13 protein-coding genes are annotated in these 17150 nt (G+C 67.3%); 8 read left to right on the top strand and 5 right to left on the bottom strand.

The features are described 5' to 3' along the window. Positions 1 to 47 precede the first annotated feature (47 nt). Complete coding sequence (locus tag BLP88_RS03035) at positions 48 to 614, top strand: MOSC domain-containing protein (protein ID WP_074586806.1); 567 nt, start codon at positions 48 to 50, stop codon at positions 612 to 614. 21 nt (positions 615 to 635) lie between these two features. Here the strand turns inward: BLP88_RS03035 and BLP88_RS03030 are convergent, their stop codons facing one another. Continuing rightward, a complete protein-coding gene (locus tag BLP88_RS03030; RefSeq protein ID WP_074586804.1) occupies positions 636 to 1067 on the bottom strand; it encodes an SRPBCC domain-containing protein in 432 nt (143 codons plus the stop codon). Between the two features lie 286 nt (positions 1068 to 1353). Between BLP88_RS03030 and BLP88_RS18890 the strand changes: the two genes are divergently transcribed. Continuing rightward, on the top strand, positions 1354 to 1527 hold the full coding sequence (locus BLP88_RS18890) for a hypothetical protein (RefSeq protein WP_175453480.1): 174 nt from the start codon (positions 1354 to 1356) through the stop codon (positions 1525 to 1527). A gap of 133 nt (positions 1528 to 1660) precedes the next feature. On the opposite strand, the gene BLP88_RS03025 is transcribed toward BLP88_RS18890, so the two are convergent. After that, positions 1661 to 3586, bottom strand: a complete 1926-nt coding sequence (locus tag BLP88_RS03025) for an ABC transporter ATP-binding protein (protein WP_074587184.1) — start codon at positions 3584 to 3586, stop codon at positions 1661 to 1663. Between the two features lie 107 nt (positions 3587 to 3693). Then, positions 3694 to 5427 (bottom strand): ABC transporter ATP-binding protein, encoded by a 1734-nt coding sequence (locus BLP88_RS03020; protein WP_074586803.1) that lies wholly within the window; start codon positions 5425 to 5427, stop codon positions 3694 to 3696. 157 nt (positions 5428 to 5584) lie between these two features. Here BLP88_RS03020 and BLP88_RS03015 point away from each other — a divergent pair, with 157 nt between their 5' ends. The 5 genes from BLP88_RS03015 (at position 5585) to BLP88_RS02995 (ending at position 13009) form a co-directional block, all read left to right on the top strand. Beyond that, complete coding sequence (locus BLP88_RS03015) at positions 5585 to 6421, top strand: alpha/beta fold hydrolase (protein WP_074586802.1); 837 nt, start codon at positions 5585 to 5587, stop codon at positions 6419 to 6421. A 205-nt stretch (positions 6422 to 6626) separates the two neighbouring features. Further along, positions 6627 to 8093, top strand: coding sequence for an MFS transporter (locus tag BLP88_RS03010; RefSeq protein ID WP_245679749.1), 1467 nt, complete (start codon positions 6627 to 6629; stop codon positions 8091 to 8093). Continuing rightward, positions 8083 to 8799, top strand: coding sequence for an aspartate/glutamate racemase family protein (locus BLP88_RS03005; protein WP_074586801.1), 717 nt, complete (start codon positions 8083 to 8085; stop codon positions 8797 to 8799). Before BLP88_RS03010 ends, BLP88_RS03005 begins: the two co-directional genes overlap by 11 nt. A 130-nt stretch (positions 8800 to 8929) precedes the next feature. Next, positions 8930 to 10513 (top strand): alkaline phosphatase D family protein, encoded by a 1584-nt coding sequence (locus BLP88_RS03000; RefSeq protein ID WP_074586799.1) that lies wholly within the window; start codon positions 8930 to 8932, stop codon positions 10511 to 10513. Positions 10514 to 10693: 180 nt separating this feature from the next. Then, positions 10694 to 13009, top strand: coding sequence for a SulP family inorganic anion transporter (locus BLP88_RS02995; RefSeq protein WP_074586798.1), 2316 nt, complete (start codon positions 10694 to 10696; stop codon positions 13007 to 13009). Between the two features lie 1362 nt (positions 13010 to 14371). Here the strand turns inward: BLP88_RS02995 and BLP88_RS02985 are convergent. Then, positions 14372 to 15109 (bottom strand): glutamine amidotransferase, encoded by a 738-nt coding sequence (locus BLP88_RS02985; RefSeq protein WP_074586796.1) that lies wholly within the window; start codon positions 15107 to 15109, stop codon positions 14372 to 14374. 295 nt (positions 15110 to 15404) lie between these two features. On the opposite strand from BLP88_RS02985, the gene BLP88_RS02980 reads away from it, so the two are divergent. Then, a complete protein-coding gene (locus BLP88_RS02980; protein ID WP_074586794.1) occupies positions 15405 to 16691 on the top strand; it encodes an ammonium transporter in 1287 nt (428 codons plus the stop codon). 113 nt (positions 16692 to 16804) lie between these two features. On the opposite strand, the gene BLP88_RS02975 is transcribed toward BLP88_RS02980, so the two are convergent. Further along, positions 16805 to 17137 (bottom strand): putative quinol monooxygenase, encoded by a 333-nt coding sequence (locus tag BLP88_RS02975; RefSeq protein WP_074586793.1) that lies wholly within the window; start codon positions 17135 to 17137, stop codon positions 16805 to 16807. Positions 17138 to 17150 lie beyond the last annotated feature (13 nt).

Here is a 17150-nt window from a genome sequence, read left to right as displayed (position 1 = left end):
GAGTCAATGGTTCGCAGCCCTTCGGGCCCCGGAGGATAATTTGGGCCATGACGTACCGCTACGAGGTGGAGGTAGTGCACCTTCTCGTGTCGCCGGAACATGCCTATTTCGGCCGTGCCAAGGACGGGCCTGCCGAGGTCCCATCCACGGATGCCGGCCGCGTGGAGCTTGTGGCCGGCAAGGGAATTGTGGGCGACCGCTTCTTCGGCAAGGCGGCGCACATGGATGCGGCCGTCACCGTCTTCGCAGTGGAGGCCCTCGAGTCCATCGCCGCGGAACTCGGCGCCGGCCCGTTCGACCCCTTCCTGACCCGCCGCAACATCTTCCTGCGCGGCGCAGAGCTGGCGCCCCTGCTCGGCCACGACTTCGCCCTGGAATCCGGCGGGGAGCTGGTGCAACTTCATGCGGGGAGGCCGGCGCATCCCTGCGCCTGGATGGACCGGATGCTCGCGCCCGGCGCCCACAAGGCGATGCGTGGACGCGGCGGCATCCGTTGCCGGGTCTTGTCCGATGGCGCCCTGGAGCGCGGCCCGGCGGTGCTGTTCAGCCCTGTGCCGCTGGATCCGGAGCGCGCCGGCGAGGCGACGGTGCTTCGGCCCTCGCGGCTGCCGTAGGCCTAAGCCTGGGGCGGAAGCCTACCCCCGCTCCGCGATCTCCTTCACGCTCGCCACGAGCTGGTCCCACATGCCCTTGGAGTGCTCCGCTTCCTCGGGGCTGGCGTTGTTGTCCTGCGAGAGGGTCAGCTTGGTGCCGCCGCCCTCGTCCTCCAGCGTCCAGGTGAGCGTGTGGTAGTTTTCCGGCTTGTCTTCCTGGCCGCCGAGGGGGCTGAAATGGGTCATGACCAAACGGCGTCCGGGCTCTACTTCGAGGATCTCACCCCGGTCCGCGTACTCCTTGCCCTCCCACTCGCCGCGCCAGGTGATGCTGCTGCCCTGCGACCAGTCCGTCTCCACGTCCGCCCCGAACATGAATTCCTTGACCGCGGCGGGATCCGTGAGAACCGTCCAGACCCGGTCCGCGTCCGCTGCGATGGTGATGTCCGACGTCGCCACATAGTTGCCGTCCATGGCCCCGACCCTACTCCCCGGCCGGAGCAGCCGTAAGCCCTTACTGTGATGAGGATCACCCGGGCTTGTGATCCAGTCGATTGAGCCGCCGGGGCGGCGCCGGGCACCATGGGAAAGTTGGCCCGGGTTCACCCCCGGCCAATCCCTTCATCTGCTGGACGCAACGTGGCCAAAGCGGTGAGCTCGCAGAGCCGCCCCGAGGCTCGGGCGTTCATGGATCAGCACCACCCGGCTCCGCACTGGCGCGAGGCCGGCAACCGAATTCATGATTGGAAGCCGAAGAACAATGACGTTTGAAACTGCCGAATCCGTCACCCTGAAGATCTGGGACCGCACCGCAGTACACCACACCCTCGACGCCCTCGTGAACGAGCTCTCGGTCCGCCACGACACCTGCACCAGCAAGATCGCCGTCACCGCCAGCGGCCCCAACACCTTCACCGTGTCGGTCCCGGCCTAAGCGGCCCCGAGGGGCCCCGGTATAAGCGTCGTCCCGAGGGCCCCGACGCGAGCTTGCGAGCGTTGGGAAGGGACCAACGCGGCGCCCGGCGGCGGGAGGTTACCTCCCGCCGCCGCTCTCGTTAACTCCCCGATCAGACCTCCGCGGCCGGCGCCGCGAACTGGGCCTCGTACAGCCGGGCGTAGGCGCCGCCCGCGGCCAGCAGCCCGGCGTGGTTCCCCTGCTCCACGATCTGCCCGGATTCCATGACCAGGATGAGGTCGGCGTCGCGGATGGTGGACAGCCGGTGCGCAATCACGAAACTGGTGCGCTCCGAGCGCAGGGCCCGCATGGCGTTCTGCACCAGCACCTCGGTACGGGTGTCCACCGAACTGGTGGCTTCATCCAGGATCAGTACGGAAGGCCGGGCGAGGAAGGCCCGGGCGATGGTGAGCAGCTGCTTCTCGCCGGCCGAAATGTTGCCGCCTTCGTCGTCGAGCACGGTGTCGTAGCCCTCCGGCAGGGAGTGCACAAAGCGGTCCACGTAGGCGGCACCGGCGGCTTCCATGATGTCCTCTTCGGACGCGACCGGCCGGCCATAGGCGATGTTGTCCCGGATGGTGCCGCCGAACAGCCAGGTGTCCTGCAGCACCATACCCATCCGCCCGCGCACGTCGTCCCGGCGCATGGTGGCGATGTCCACGCCGTCGAGCGTGATCCGCCCGGCGTCCAGCTCGTAGAAGCGCATCATGAGGTTCACCAGGGTGGTCTTGCCGGCCCCGGTGGGCCCCACGATCGCGATGGTCTGCCCGGGTTCTGCCACCAGGCTCAGGTCCTTGATCAGCGGCTTGTCCGGCGAGTAGGCGAAGGAGACGTTCTCGAACACCAGCCGGCCGCGCGCCGCCGTCGGCGATTCGGCCGGCACCGGATCCGGGTCCTGTTCCGCGGTGTCCAGCAGCTCGAACACGCGCTCGGCGGACGCGACTCCGGACTGCAGCAGGTTCGCCATGGATCCCAGTTGCGCCAGGGGCTGGGTGAACTGGCGCGAGTACTGGATGAAGGCCTGGACGTCGCCGAGCTGCATGGCTCCCGCGGCCACCTGCAGGCCGCCCACCACGGCGATTCCCACGTAGACCAGGTTGCCGATGAAGGTCAGGGCGGGCATGATCAGGCCGCTGATGAACTGGGCCCCGAAACTGGCCGCGAAGAGTTCGGCGTTCTTCTCCCGGAATTGCTGCTCCACTTCGCGCTGCCGGCCGAAGACCTTCACCAGCGCGTGCCCGGTGTAGCTTTCCTCGATCTGGCCGTTGAGCTCGCCGGTGTTCTTCCATTGCGCCACGAACAGCTTTTGCGAGCGCTTGGCGATCAGCATGGTGGTCACCAGCGTCAGCGGCACAGTGATCATGGTGATCAGCGCCAGCAGCGGCGAGAGCAGTACCATCATGAAGATCACGCCGGCCACGGTCAACAGCGAAGTGACCGCCTGGCTGATGGACTGCTGCAGGCTCTGCGAGATGTTGTCGACGTCGTTGGTGACCCGGCTGAGCAGTTCGCCGCGTTTCACGGAATCGAAGTGGCGCAGCGGGAGGCGGTTGATCTTCGCCTCGATGTCTTCGCGCAGGCGGTAGACGGTGCGCTGCACCACGCCGTTGAGGATGTAGGCCTGCATCCAGCCGAACGCCGAGGCCAGCACGTACAGCACCAGCACCCAGAGCAGCACCGACGACAGGGCGGTGAAGTCGACGCCCTGGCCCGGTGTCAGCTTCATGGGGCCGAGCATGTCCGCCCGGGCGTCCTCCCCCGAGGCGCGCAGGCCGGCGATGAGCTGTTCCTTGCTGGTCCCGGCGGGCAGGTCCTTGGAGACGACGCCGGCGAAGATCAGGTTGGTGCCTTCGCCAAGCAGCCTGGGCCCGAGCACCTGCAGGGCGACGCTCGCCACGGACAGGACCAGCACGAGGACCAGCCACAGCCGCTCGGGCCGCAGGGTGCCCAGGAGCCGCTTGGCCGAGGGCAGAAAGTTGAGTGCCTTTTCGGCCGGGATGTTCATCCCGGCGAAGGGACCGCCGCGCCCCGGCCCCATCGGCGGCCGTTGCGGACGGCCCAGGCTGGAGTTCTCGGCCGGGGGCTGCGCTGAGCCCGATTGCCCGACGGCGGCAGGCCGGGTTCCACGGGTTCCGCCTGCGCCGCTCATGCCGCCTCCTCCGCCGTGAGCTGGGAGGAGACGATCTCACGGTACGTTTCGGACGTCTCCAGGAGCGAGTGGTGGGTACCGCGCCCGACGATCCTGCCGTCGTCGAGCACCAGGATCTGCTCGGCATCGATGATGCTGGAGACGCGCTGGGCGACGATCACGAGGGTGGCGCCGGCGGTGCTGCGCTTGAGCGCCTGGCGGAGCCGGGCATCGGTGGCGGTGTCCAGGGACGAGAAGGAGTCGTCGAAAATGTAGAGTCCCGGCTGTTTCACCAGCGCCCGGGCGATCGCCAGCCGCTGGCGCTGTCCGCCGGAGAGGTTGGTGCCGCCCTGCGACACGGGTGCGTCCAGGCCGCCGTCCATCTCCTGGACGAAGTCGCGCGCCTGGGCGATGGCGAGCGCTGACCACAGTTCGTCCTCGTCGGCGTCGGGCTTTCCGTAAAGCAGGTTGCTGCGGACGGTGCCGGAGAACAGGTAGGGCTTCTGCGGCACCAGGCCGATGTGGCCCCACAGGAGGTCCGGATGCAGCTCCCGGACGTCGACGCCGTCCAGGCGCACGGAGCCGCTGCCCGCGTCGAATAGCCGGGGCAGCAGGTTCACGAGCGTGGTCTTGCCGGCGCCGGTGCTGCCGATGATCGCCGTGGTCTGCCCGGCACGGGCTGTGAAGCTTATCCCCTCCAGCACCGGCTGCTCGGCGCCCGGATAGGCGAACCCGACGTCGACGAGCTCCAGTTCACCGCGGCCGGCGCTGCTGAGCACCGGGTCCAGCGGCGGCCGCACGCTCGACTCGGTCCGCAGGACTTCCCCGATCCGGTCCGCGGACACGGCGGCTCGCGGAATCATCACCGCCATGAAGGTGGCCATCATGACGGACATGAGGATCTGCATCAGGTAGCTCAGGAACGCGATGAGGGTGCCCACCTGCATGGAGCGGTCCTCGATCCGGAAGGCGCCGAACCAGATCACTGCCACGCTGGAAATGTTCAGGACGAGGATCACCACGGGGAACATGAGAGCCATGAGCCGGCCGGCACGCAGCGCCAACTCGGTGACGTCCGAGTTGGCGGCGGCGAAGCGTTCGGTCTCCATGCCTTCACGGACGAAGGCCCGCACCACGCGGATGCCGGCCAGCTGTTCGCGCAGCACGCGGTTGACGGTGTCGATCCTGGTCTGCATCTTGCGGAACAGCGGCACCATCCGCGAGACGATCAGCCCCACCGCGATCAGCAGCACGGGGACGGCGACGGCGATGAGCCAGGATAGCTGGGCGTCCTGCCTGATCGCCATGACCACGCCGCCGATGCTGAGGATCGGAGCCGCCACCAGGAGCGTGCACGTCATGAGGACCAGTTGCTGGACCTGCTGGACGTCGTTGGTGGTCCGGGTGATGAGCGAGGGTGCCCCGAAGTAGGCAACCTCCTGTTCCGAAAACTCCCCCACCCGGGCAAAGATCGCATCGCGCAGGTCCCGGCCGAGAGACATGGCAGCCTTGGCCCCGAAGTACACGGCGGTGATGGAACAGGCGATCTGGGCCAGGGTGATGAGCAGCATCCAGCTGCCCGTGCCCAGGATGTAGCCGGTATCGCCGGTGGCCACGCCGTGGTCGATGATGTCGGCGTTGAGGGTGGGCAGGTAGAGCGAGGCGATCGACTGGGCCAGCTGGAAAACGACGACGGCGATAAGCAGCCGTTGATGCGGCCGCAGGTACTGAACAAGGAGTTTCCAGAGCATCAAACCGCCCGTCCGTGAGTGCTTCGAAGGACAGTTTACGACTGGTTGCTGAGGGCAACTAGGGGGAAATCCCGGGCGATGCGCGCGACCCTCCACGGCGCCTCGCCGGGTTACGCTGGGGAGCGATCGTCACCGTCACCGGAAGGATGCTTTTGCCATGGCTTTTGTCACTGTCGGAACCGAGAACAGTACGGACATCGAGCTCTACTACGAAGACCACGGAAGCGGTCAGGCGGTGGTACTGATCCACGGCTATCCACTGGACGGCTCCTCGTGGGAGAAGCAGACCGCAGCCCTCCTGGATGCCGGATTCCGCGTCATCACTTACGACCGCCGGGGCTTCGGCAAATCCAGCAAGCCCACCACCGGATACGACTACGACACCTTCGCCACAGACCTGAAGACGCTGCTGGACACCCTCGACGTGAACGACGCCGTGCTGGTCGGCTTCTCCATGGGCACCGGCGAGGTGGCCCGCTACATTTCCAACTACGGTTCCGCGCGGGTGGCCAAGGCCGCGTTCCTCGGCTCGCTGGAGCCGTACCTGCTGGACCCGGAGGAAGGCACCGACGGCGTTCCGCAGGACGTGCTCGACGGGCTCCTGGACGCTGTGAAGGCGGACCGGTACGCCTTCTTCACCGAGTTCTTCAAGAACTTCTACAACAGCGACACCTTTCTGGGCACGCCGCGGCTCAGCGAGGAAGCCCTACGGGCCAGCTGGGGTTTGGCCGCCCAGTCCGGGGCCTTCGCCTCCGTGGCCGCCCAGCCCACCTGGCCCACGGACTTCCGGGCGGACATCCCCAAGATCGACGTCCCGGCCCTGATCGTCCACGGCACCGCGGACAACATCCTGCCCATCGACGTCACCGGCCGGCCCTTCTCCCGGGCGCTTCCGTCGGCTGAGTATGTGGAGATCGACGGCGCCCCGCACGGCATGCTCTGGACCCACGGCGCGGAAATCAACGAAGCCCTATTGGCCTTCTTGAAGAAGTAGCCTGCTCCGCGGAAATCTCCCTGTGACCGCCGGCCCGCACATGCGGGCCGGCGGTCATATTTTGTTTCCCGCCAAACCATTGAACTTTTGGGATCCCAAGATGTAACCTGAGTCACACACCCCCAGAGTGAAAACTAGTTTTCGCATCATGGAACAAGTCCGGAGGCACGGACGAACCCTTTCAGAGCTCAGTAAGGAGCACACCGTGGATAGAAAAGCATCCCCGGGAGCCGCCACCAAGCCACTCAACGGCTCGGACGCCGGCCCCCGCACAGGTTCCCTGGCGCAGCAAATCGAAGGCGCGTACCAGAGGATCGGCGTCACCGGCGCCCACCGCAGCATCGTCTTCATGATCCTCCTCGGCGTCTTCTTCGACGCCCTGGAACAAAACGCCGTCGGCATCACCGGCCCCGTCCTGCGTGAAGCGTGGGGCCTGGGCGGCGCCGAGATCGGCCTGCTCAACACCATGACCTTCACGGCCACCGCGCTCGGACGCCTGGCCACCGGCCTGATCGTGGACAAGTATGGCCGCCGCCAAATGCTGGTCATCAACCTCATCATCTTCGCGGGCGGCTCGCTCCTGTGCGCCGTCGCACCCAACTACCCCGTCCTGGCTGCGGGCCGCTTCATCGTCGGCTTCGGCCTGGGCGGCGAGATCGCCGTCGCGGTCATCATGATGGCCGAATTCTTCGCGGCAAAGCACCGCGGCACCGCCGTCGGCCTCATCAACGTCACGGCAGCGGGCCTGGGCAACATGCTCGCGCCGGCCTTCGGCATCCTCGTCTTCACCCTCTTCGACGGCCCGGACAAGTGGCGCTGGGTGTTCGGCCTGCTGTTCATTCCGGCCCTGCTGGTGATGTTCTTCCGCCGCTTCGTCCCCGAGACGCCGCGCTTCCTCGCTTCCAAGGGCCGGCTCGACGAAGCCAACATGGTCATCACGCGCCTTGCCCGCGGCAAGCTCTCCGGCCCCATCCACGATCCCGAGCAGTTCATCACCGCCGCCCCGGACCCCGTCGAAGCCAAGTCCACCGGCCACTGGAAGGACGCGTTGCGCGGCAAGCTGCTCAAGCGCACCGTGCTGCTGTGCATCGCCGTCTGCATGTCCTATGCGGCCCAGATTTCGATGCTCACCCTGATGCCCACCATCCTGGTCGCCCAGGGCTTCGAGGTGAAGACCAGCCTGTGGTTCACCCTCATCATGCAGTCGGGCTCCCTGCTAGGTGCGGCGACGGCGGCATTCCTCGCCAGCCGGTTGGCGCGCAAGAAGGTCCTCACCGGGGCTGCCATCCTGGGCTGCGCCGCCGGCCTGTCCATGGCGTTCCTGGCAAGCAACATCACCCTGGTCATCATCTTCGGCGTCCTGTTCAACTTCGCCGTGATCATCCTGAACACCACCATCTGGCTCTTCGCCCCCGAGCTCTACCCCACCCGTACCCGCGGCTTCGGCACCTCGATCATCCTGGCCGCGGGCTCGCTCTCGGGCGGCCTGTTCCCGCTGATCTCCGGCGCCATCTTCGACTCCGCGGGCCTGGGCGGCATGTTCACCACCCTCGCCATCCTGTTCATCGTGCTCGCCGTCGCCGTGCAGTTCCCGCCGGAAACCTTCGGCAAGCCGATGGAAGAGGACGGCGAGACATCCGGCGACGAGGAGGCAGCAATCTATGGGCACTGAGTCCGCCTCCAGCGCGGCCCGCGGCACGGTGCTGCTGGTCAACCCGAACAGCAACACCCGCACCACCGCCATGATGGCCGAGCTGGCCCGGGAGGCCCTCGCGCCGCAGCGGCTCGACGTCGTCGGGCTCACCGCGGCCGACGGCCCGGCGATGATCATCGACCCGGAGTCGCTGGCAGCTTCGGCGGCGCACGTCCGCACCGCGGTGCTGGACTACCTGGCGGGGCCCGACGGCGGTGCTGTCGCGGCGGTGATCGTCTCCGCCATCGGCGACCCGGGACGGGAGGCCCTGGAACTGGAGCTCAGCGAACGGGGCATTGCGGTGCTCGGCATCGGCCAGGGATCCATCCACCAGGCATCCCGGGGCGGCCGCCGCTTCGGGATGGCCACCAGCACCCCGCTGCTGGCGGATTCGCTGGCAGCACTGGTTGGCTCGCACGGGAAGTCGGAAGCCTTCAGCGGGGTCCGGCTCACCGCGTCCGAACCCTTGGTGCTCGCAGCGGATCCCGAACAGCAGTACCGGGAACTGGCCGCCGCCGTCGGGGATTCCACCACACTGGACGGCGCGGAGGCGGTGATCATCGCGGGCGGTCCGCTCAGCGAGACGGCGCGGCGCCTGGCGGAAACAACCTCCGCGGAGATCATCCAGCCGATTCCCAGCGCATGCTCGCTGCTGCTGGAGCGGCTGGGAGCGGTGGCGGCCTAGGCGCACCTTCACAGGACCGGCGTCCCCCTACCCAAAGGGGCGCCGGTCCTTTGTGCGCAACAGCGACAGTTCAGCTTGTATTCACAAGGCCTTCAAACCCTTTCAAAACGTGACACCTAGCGTGACAAGCATGACTATTTCACGCAGGTCCCTGCTCACCGCCGGCCTTGGCGCCGGCCTTGTCGTCGCAGTTCCCGGAGTCAGCAACGCCGCCGTCCCGTCCTTGGCAGGGCTCCGTACGGACCCGTTCAGCCTGGGCATCGCCTCGGGCGAGCCGTGGCCGGACGGCTTCGTCATCTGGACCCGCCTGGCCGTTGATCCGCTGGCCGACGACGGCCTGGGCGGCATGCCGTCCCGCGATGTCCCGGTGGAATGGGAAGTCGCCGAGGACGAGCGGATGGCACGCGTGGTCAAGCGCGGCGTGGCCATCGCTTCGATCGGCTCTGCGCACTCGGTGCACGTGGAATTACGCGGTCTGCAGCCCGGCCGCGAGTACTTCTACCGTTTCCGCTCGGGCCGCTACATCAGCCCGGTGGGCCGCACCCTCACCAGCCCGGCACCGCACGAGATGCCCGCGGCCCTGGCCATGGCCTTCGCCAGCTGTGCCCAGTACGAGCACGGATTCTTCACCGCCTACAAGAGCATGGCCGAGGACCAGCCGGACCTGGTGCTGCACCTGGGCGACTACCAGTACGAATACAAGAAGGATTCCTATGTGGTGGGCGGCGGCAACGTCCGCGACCACGACGGCCCGGAAACGGTCACCTTGGAGAATTACCGCCAGCGCCACGCCCAGTACAAGGCCGACGCCGACCTCCAGGCCGCGCACGCGATCGCGCCGTGGCTGGTGGTCTGGGATGACCACGAGGTGGACAACAACTGGGCTGACGAGATCCCGGAAAACCAGGACCCGGCCCAGCTGAACGACACGGCCGCGCATTTCCGCCAGCGCCGGGCGGCCGCCTTCCAGGCCTACTACGAGAACATGCCCCTGCGGCCGTCCGCACTGCCCTCTGGCGCGGACATGACCATCTACCGCCGCGTCCAGTGGGGCCGCCTGGCCAACTTCCACATGATGGACACCCGGCAATACCGCGACGACCAGCTGGCCGGCGACGGCTGGAAGAAGAACATCATGGAACGCTTCGACGAGAACCGCAGCATCACCGGCGCTGAACAGGAAAAGTGGCTCCTGGACGGCTTCAAGGCCTCCGAGGCCCGCTGGGACGTGCTCGGCCAGCAGGTGTTCTTCGCCGAGCGTGATCGCGCCCAGGCACTGGACGTCGACGACGTTTCGATGGACGGCTGGGACGGCTACGCCGCCTCCCGCCGCCGCATCACCCAGGGCTGGGTGGACGCCGGGGTGCGCAACGCCGTCGTCCTCACCGGCGACGTGCACCGGCACTGGGCCGGCGACCTGAAGGTGGACTACAAGAACCCGGACTCCCCCGTGGTGGGTTCGGAACTGGTCTGCAGTTCCATCACTTCCGGCGGCAACGGAAGCGCCACCGCCACGGACGTCACGATGGCCTGGAATCAGCACCTGAAGTTCTACAACGACCAGCGCGGCTACGTGAACACGAAGATCACGAAGGACTCCATGCGGGCCGACTTCCGCGTGCTGGACTACGTCAGCACTGCTGGATCCGAGGTGCGGACCAGGGCCTCCTTCGACATCGTGGACACGGTGCCGGGGCTGCAAGCCCGCGCCTGACTTCCGGCCGGGCGGCGCACGCGCAACCTCACCAACGCAGCCGCCCGGCTGAAAGTTCCTCTTTTTCATTGTGCGAAGTCAGTTATTTACAGATTTTGTTATAAGCGTCACAGAATGTTGTTACTAACGCCGTAAATTTCCTTGAGTTAATGGGCAACTATTCCCGAACCAAGGAAAACCATGCCACATTCATCAGAGACCGCCGCCGTCGCCAACGACGCCCACAGCCCGCCGCAGCAGAAACCCGGCACCGCCGGGGGCCGGGGGCGCAGGCCCTCCTGGCTGAGTTCCCTGGGTGCCGATTTTCCTGCATCCCTGGTCGTTTTCCTGGTGGCCCTTCCCCTGTCCCTGGGGATCGCCGCCGCCTCGGGTGCCCCCGTCATGGCGGGGCTGATCGCCGCAGCGGTCGGCGGCATCGTGGCCGGCAGCCTGGGCGGCTCCGTGCTGCAGGTGAGCGGCCCCGCGGCCGGGCTCACCGTCGTCGTCGCCGGGCTCGTGGCGGAATTCGGCTGGCAGGTAACGTGCGCGATCACCGCCGCGGCCGGCGTCGTGCAGTTCCTGCTGGGTGTCAGCCGGGTGGGACGCGCGGCACTTGCCGTGTCCCCCGTGGTGGTGAAGGCCATGCTGGCCGGCATCGGCATCACGATCATCCTGCAGCAGCTACACGTGCTCTTCGGCGGCCGTGCTGCCGGGTCCGCCGTCGAAAACCTCACTGCCCTGCCCGTGGCGATCACCAACCTCGAACTGCACTCGGCCCTGCTGGGGCTCGCCGTCGTCGCCGTTCTGCTCGGCTGGAAGTTCCTGCCCGCCGCCGTCCGGAAGGTTCCCGGGCCGCTCGCCGCCGTCGTCCTCATCACCGCGTTGTCCGTGGCGGTTGCGCCGGCCGTCGAGCGGATCAGCTTCAGCGGTTCACTGTTCGACGCCGTCGCCCTCCCCGCCCTGCCGGACGGCAAGTGGAGCGCGGCCGCCATGGCCGTAGTCACCGTGGCGCTGATCGCGAGCATCGAGTCCCTGCTCTCCGCAGTCGCGGTCGACAAGATGCACTCGGGTCCGCGGACCAACTTCAACCGCGAACTCATCGGGCAGGGCTCGGCGAACGTGGTCTCCGGCATGCTCGGCGGGCTCCCGGTGACCGGCGTGATCGTCCGCAGCGCCACCAACGTGGAGGCGGGCGCGGCAAGCCGGGCCTCCGCCGTCCTGCACGGAATCTGGGTCCTGGTGTTTTCGGTGCTGTTCGCCGGCCTGATCCAGCTCATCCCGCTCTCCGTCCTCGCCGGGCTGCTCCTGGTGATCGGGGCCAAGCTCATCAAGGTGGCCGACATCAGGACCAGCCACCACACCGGGGACCTCCTGGTCTACGTAGTCACCCTGGGCTGCGTCGTATTCCTCAACCTCCTCGACGGGGTCATCATCGGGCTCGCCCTCGCCGCGCTTTGCGTGCTTTGGCGGGTGCTCCGGCCCCAGATCCACGCCCACCGGCCGCCGGCCGGGACCCTCCCCTGGCGCATCACAATCGCCGGATCCTGCAGCTTCCTCGCACTCCCCCGGCTCAACCGCGTCCTCCATTCCGTGCCGGAAGGGCAGAACGCGGTCGTGGAAGTCAACGCCGACTACCTCGACCACGCCTTCCGGGAAGCCCTGCTCGCATGGCAGGAGCAGCACCGGGCGTCGGGGGCCTTCGTCGCCCTCGAGGAGCACGGCTCCACCGCACTCCGGGACGCCGCGGACCGCACACCGCAGCGCCAGGACCCGCGCGAATTCCCGCTTCCGCCCAGGAATTCCTGGCACGACGACGTGACGCCCGCCGTCCTGCCGGGCAGGACGTCCGACGACGGGCAGCCGCCGCTGCGCTCCATCCTTCTGGGGATCGACAAGTACCACCGGCGGTACGCGGACAAGGTCCAGCCCCTGGTGCAGGACCTGGCGGAACAGCAGGCCCCGGACACGCTCTTTGTCGCCTGCGTCGATTCCCGAATCAATCCGAACCTGATGACCAGCAGCGGCCCCGGCGATCTGCTGACGCTGCGGAACATCGGCAACGTGGTGTGCAGCGACCACCATGACGCCTCGATCGATTCGGCGTTGTCCTTCGCGGTCAAGGGGCTGTCGGTCGACTCCGTGGTGGTCTGCGGCCATTCCAACTGCGGCGCCATGAAGGCCGTGCTGGCCGACGCCGAAGGCCCGGGGAATGCCGCGATGGGTGCTGGGTTCGATGCCTGGCTCGACCACGCACGCCCGAGCTACCGGGAACTGATCGCGGGACATCCCGTGGCGCTGGCCGCCGAGGCCGCCGGGTACAGCCGCCTCGACGCGCTCAGCATGGTGAACGTGGCCGTCCAGCTCCGCAAGCTCGGGGAGCATCCGGTCACCGGGCCCGCCCTGGCCGCCGGCCGGCTGCAGGCCACCGGCCTCTTCTACGACATCCGCACGGCCCGCGTGGTGCTCGTGACGCCGGAGGGCATCGAACAGCTGGACCCCAGCATGGCGGTCCACTGAGTGGCGCGGCCCCGCATCCGCCGCTACCGGGTGCGGGGCCGGGCTTCCCGGCAGCCTGAATCGTTGCCGGCAGCTCATCACAAGGCGTGACTCTGTTCCTATGGAACGCCGACGACTACCGGCGTAACCTAGCGTCCAAACGCCGTGCCGGGGAGGTGAGCGTCTTGGCCAGGTACTTGGGGCACAGCGGCATTTCCCTGCTTCGCTCCGCTCTTCCCGCCCTTCTTGGCGCTTTAATATGGCTGGTGTGGCTCGCCGGCCCGTCGCAGGCCAGTGATCTCTTGCCCCCGGTTCCAGCGGAACCCTCAATATCCGGCGTCCCCACCATTCCGTTGCCGGCTGTTTCGCCGGCTCCGGACCTGGACCTGCTTCCGGCCCTGGCTCCGACCCCGGACCTGGTGCCTGCTCCGGAGCTGGTGCCGGACATCACCGTTCCTCCGGCCGTGTCCTCGTTACCGGCCGTCCCCACCATTCCCTCTCCTGCCGTTTCGCTGCCCCCGCCCCTCACCGGGATCCCGAAAGCAGTCATCAATGAGCTGCCGGGTGCCGTCGTAACACCTGTCGTCGAGGTGATTGATGCCGTGACGCCCGTGATTGACCGCGCCGTCGGGAACGGACCGACGCTGCCGGTGCCGACGCTGGCTGTACCCAGGCCGCCGGCCCTGGCTCCCGGCTCCGAGGCCGCCGCGTCCAGCGCCAGACCACCGGCGCTTGCTGCCGCCACGGCTTTCCGCCGTACCATCGCGGTTCCGCCAAAGGCCCAGGCCGCACCGGTAACGACCACAGGTTCGAGCCCCGGTTTCATCCCGCAGATGCTGGTCCTTGTGCCCGCTGCGTTGTTGGCGACCGCAGAAATACCGCCTCCAGCGGGTGCGCCGCCGGGCAAACCGCTCCCTCCATCCGCGCCCCCGGTCCAAGCCGGGGCAGCGAACGGACCACAGGGCGGTTCAGCCCATGGTGCCGCGGATCTTCCTGATCAACGGGCACTGGCACCACCAACGGGAACCACGGCCGTCCATGACGGCCCCCAGATTCCCGCAGCCGGACCATCGTTCGATCCGGGGTCTTCTCCAGACTGAGCAGGCCGTCCCTGCCCAGGCAGGCACCGACCACCTGCGCCACATCGCGCAGGGACAGGCCTCAGTCGAGAGAGAAGCCATGAGAGACCATATCGACGTTCACGACCGCAGCCATCGCCTCAATGCATTCATCGGCAATTGGCCCGACCCCATGCGGAAGGGAGCAAGATAGCCACCTGAAGACGTAGATCGACTGGAAACACAGATCGACGCCGGCCGTGCAGTCAGCCTGACTGCACGGCCGGCTCCGTCGTGGCCGGGCAAGTTATCACTGCCTTCCGGGCTATTGCAGCCTCGCGTAGCGGCTCACGAAATTCCGCAGCAGCTTCATCGGCTCGGTGACTGTGTGTTTGTGGGCCTCGATGATGAGCCGCCCTGCGTCGTCCGGCGGAAAGTAGCCCGCGTACCGGTAGGTGTTGATCCGCAGGGCGAGCCCGTCGGCGTCGAGCTCCGGATGGAACTGGGTGGCGTAGAGGTTCTGCTTGATCCGGAACATCTGCACCGGGCACGCAGCCGAACCGGCCAGCAGGACAGCATTGCCGGGCAACACGGTGCAGGCCTCCTTGTGGCCGACGAACGCGTCGAAGCGCTCGTCCATACCGGTCAGCAGCGGATCCTGCAGGCCGTCGGCCGTCAGCTTGATGGTCACCCCGCCCAGGGTTTCCCCGTAGGTGCGGTCGATGAGGGCGCCCTGGTGCCGGCCCAGCGTGCCAACCCCGTAGCAGGCCCCCAAGAACGGGAAGTCCTGCGCCACGATGCGGTCCAGCAACCCGGCGAGTTCGCGTTCCACTCGGTGCTGCGTTTCGCTTTTGTGCTCCGGGGGATCGCTGGAGGTGAAGGGGCTGCCACCCACAATCACGCCCGAATAGTCGGACAGCTCCAGGTCCGGCAACGGGCCGGCTTCGAGCCGGATGCGCCTGAGCTCCGACTCTTCCAGTCCGCCGAAGCGCAGGTAGGAGCGGTATTCCTCCTCCGCGGCAACGTCTTCGGCACGGGAGGCAAGCAACAGGAACGGCTTCACACAGCAAGTTTGCTCCCGTCCCGGACGCTGCGCCAGAGGCGGCAGGGCCGGTGAGCCGGGGTTTACACAGAGGAAACGTCACACCATGCGGGCCGCTGGAGCACGGCGAAAACGGACGCTGAAACATGGCTGAAACATCGCCGACACGCGGTCTTCACCTAACCCGGAATTCTGTAACTTGGCCGCAATTTTTTCCAACATTTCCTGAAACACGAGCCCTGAACCATTGATCCGGGGAACAAACGGGAGCAGCAGCCTCCCCGGGACGGACTTCTGACGGAGAAGGGACACGCACGTGCACATCACTGCGGAACAGATTTGGATGATGGTGGCGGCAGCCCTCACTCTCATGATGACCCCGGCACTTGGCCTCTTCTACGGCGGCATGACGCGTGCCAAGTCCTCCCTGAACATGATCATGATGAGTTTCCTCTCGGCCGCGATCGTCGGCGCGATCTGGGCGCTTTGGGGCTATTCGATGATTGGCGGCGAGGGCTTCCTCGGCCTGTTCGGCAACCCTTTCGCCCACTTCGGCCTGAGCAACCTCATCGACTCCCCCGACCTCATCAAGGTGGGCTACAGCGCCACCTTCGCGATCATCACCGTCGCCCTGATCAGCGGCGCGATCGCGGACCGTGCCAAGTTCAGCTCCTGGGCGGTCTTCGTTCCGGTGTGGGTCACCCTGGTCTACTGCCCGCTCGCCTACATGGTGTGGGGCGGCGGGCTGATGAGTGCCGGCGGCGCACTCACCCAGGTGTTCGGCCAGGTCATCGACTTCGCCGGCGGCACGGTCGTGGAGATCAGCTCGGGTGCCGCGGCATTCGTCCTGGCCCTGATCCTGGGCAAGCGCCACGGCTTCGGCAAGGACCCCAACCACCGCCCGCACAACATCCCCTTCATCATGCTCGGCGCGGCCCTGCTGTGGTTCGGCTGGTTCGGCTTCAACGGCGGCGCCGCCACCACCGCCGAGCAGGCAGGCCTGATCTGGGTCAACACCATGCTGGCACCGGCCGCCGCGATGATCGGCTGGCTGGTCACTGAGAAGGTCCGCCACGGCCACCCCACCTCCCTGGGTGCCGCGTCCGGCGTCGTTGCCGGCCTGGTGGCCATCACCCCGTCCTGCGCCAACATCAGCCCGGCCGCCGCCCTGGGTCTCGGCTTGGTGGCGGGTGCGGCCTGCGCCGTGTTCGTGGACCTGAAATACAAGTTCGGCTTCGATGACTCCCTCGACGTGGTGGGCGTTCACCTGGGCGCCGGCCTGATCGGTACCCTCGCCCTTGGCTTCATCGCCCTGCCCGTGGACGGCGTGGGCGGCGGCCTCTTCTACGGCGGCGGCCTCCAGCAGCTGATCGCACAGACCACCGCAGTGGTGATCACCCTGGTGGTCTCGGTGGGCATGACCGCGGCCATCGGCCTGGCCATCAACAAGACCCTCGGCTTCCGCGTCAGCCACGAGGCCGAGACCGTCGGCGTGGACCTCTCCGAACACGCCGAGACGGCCTACGAGTTCGGCGAAATGTCCCGAAGCCACTTCCACTCGGTGCTGCACGCGGCCCCGGCTGCTACTCCGGCCCGCGACTAGCCAGAACCGCGACCAGCCGGCCCACGGCGGGTACGGACGGTCTGAACCGGAACCTGACGAAAAGAGAACGACGGCGGGAGGGGCCCGCCGTCGTTCTCTTCAGTTGTGTGATGCTAGAGAGAATGCCGCGACTGGCGCGTGCCGTCCGTGCGGAGCGGCGAGCCCAGCACGGTAAAGCGGTGGCCGCCGTTGTCTCCGGAGAGCAGCGGCGCCGCCTCGCTGATCGCGGCCTGGACGCCCTCCAGTTTCAGGGAGTCCTGGTGCGCTTCGGCGGACTCCCAGAGCTCGCAGACAAACACGGTATCCGGGACGTCCTCGTTGATTCCTACCTCGTACAGCAGGCACCCGACATCCCGCAGCTCAGGCTTGGGCCGGAGCAGGATTTCCACGAGCGCGTCACGTTGGCCGGCCTTGGTTCCCAGGGTTCCCACATTCGCAAAGGTCATGGGGCCATGATGG

It is taken from the genome of Arthrobacter cupressi, assembly GCF_900099975.1.
Classification (GTDB): Bacteria; Actinomycetota; Actinomycetes; order Actinomycetales; family Micrococcaceae; genus Arthrobacter; species Arthrobacter cupressi.
This window is presented reverse-complemented; position numbering and strand designations above follow the sequence as displayed.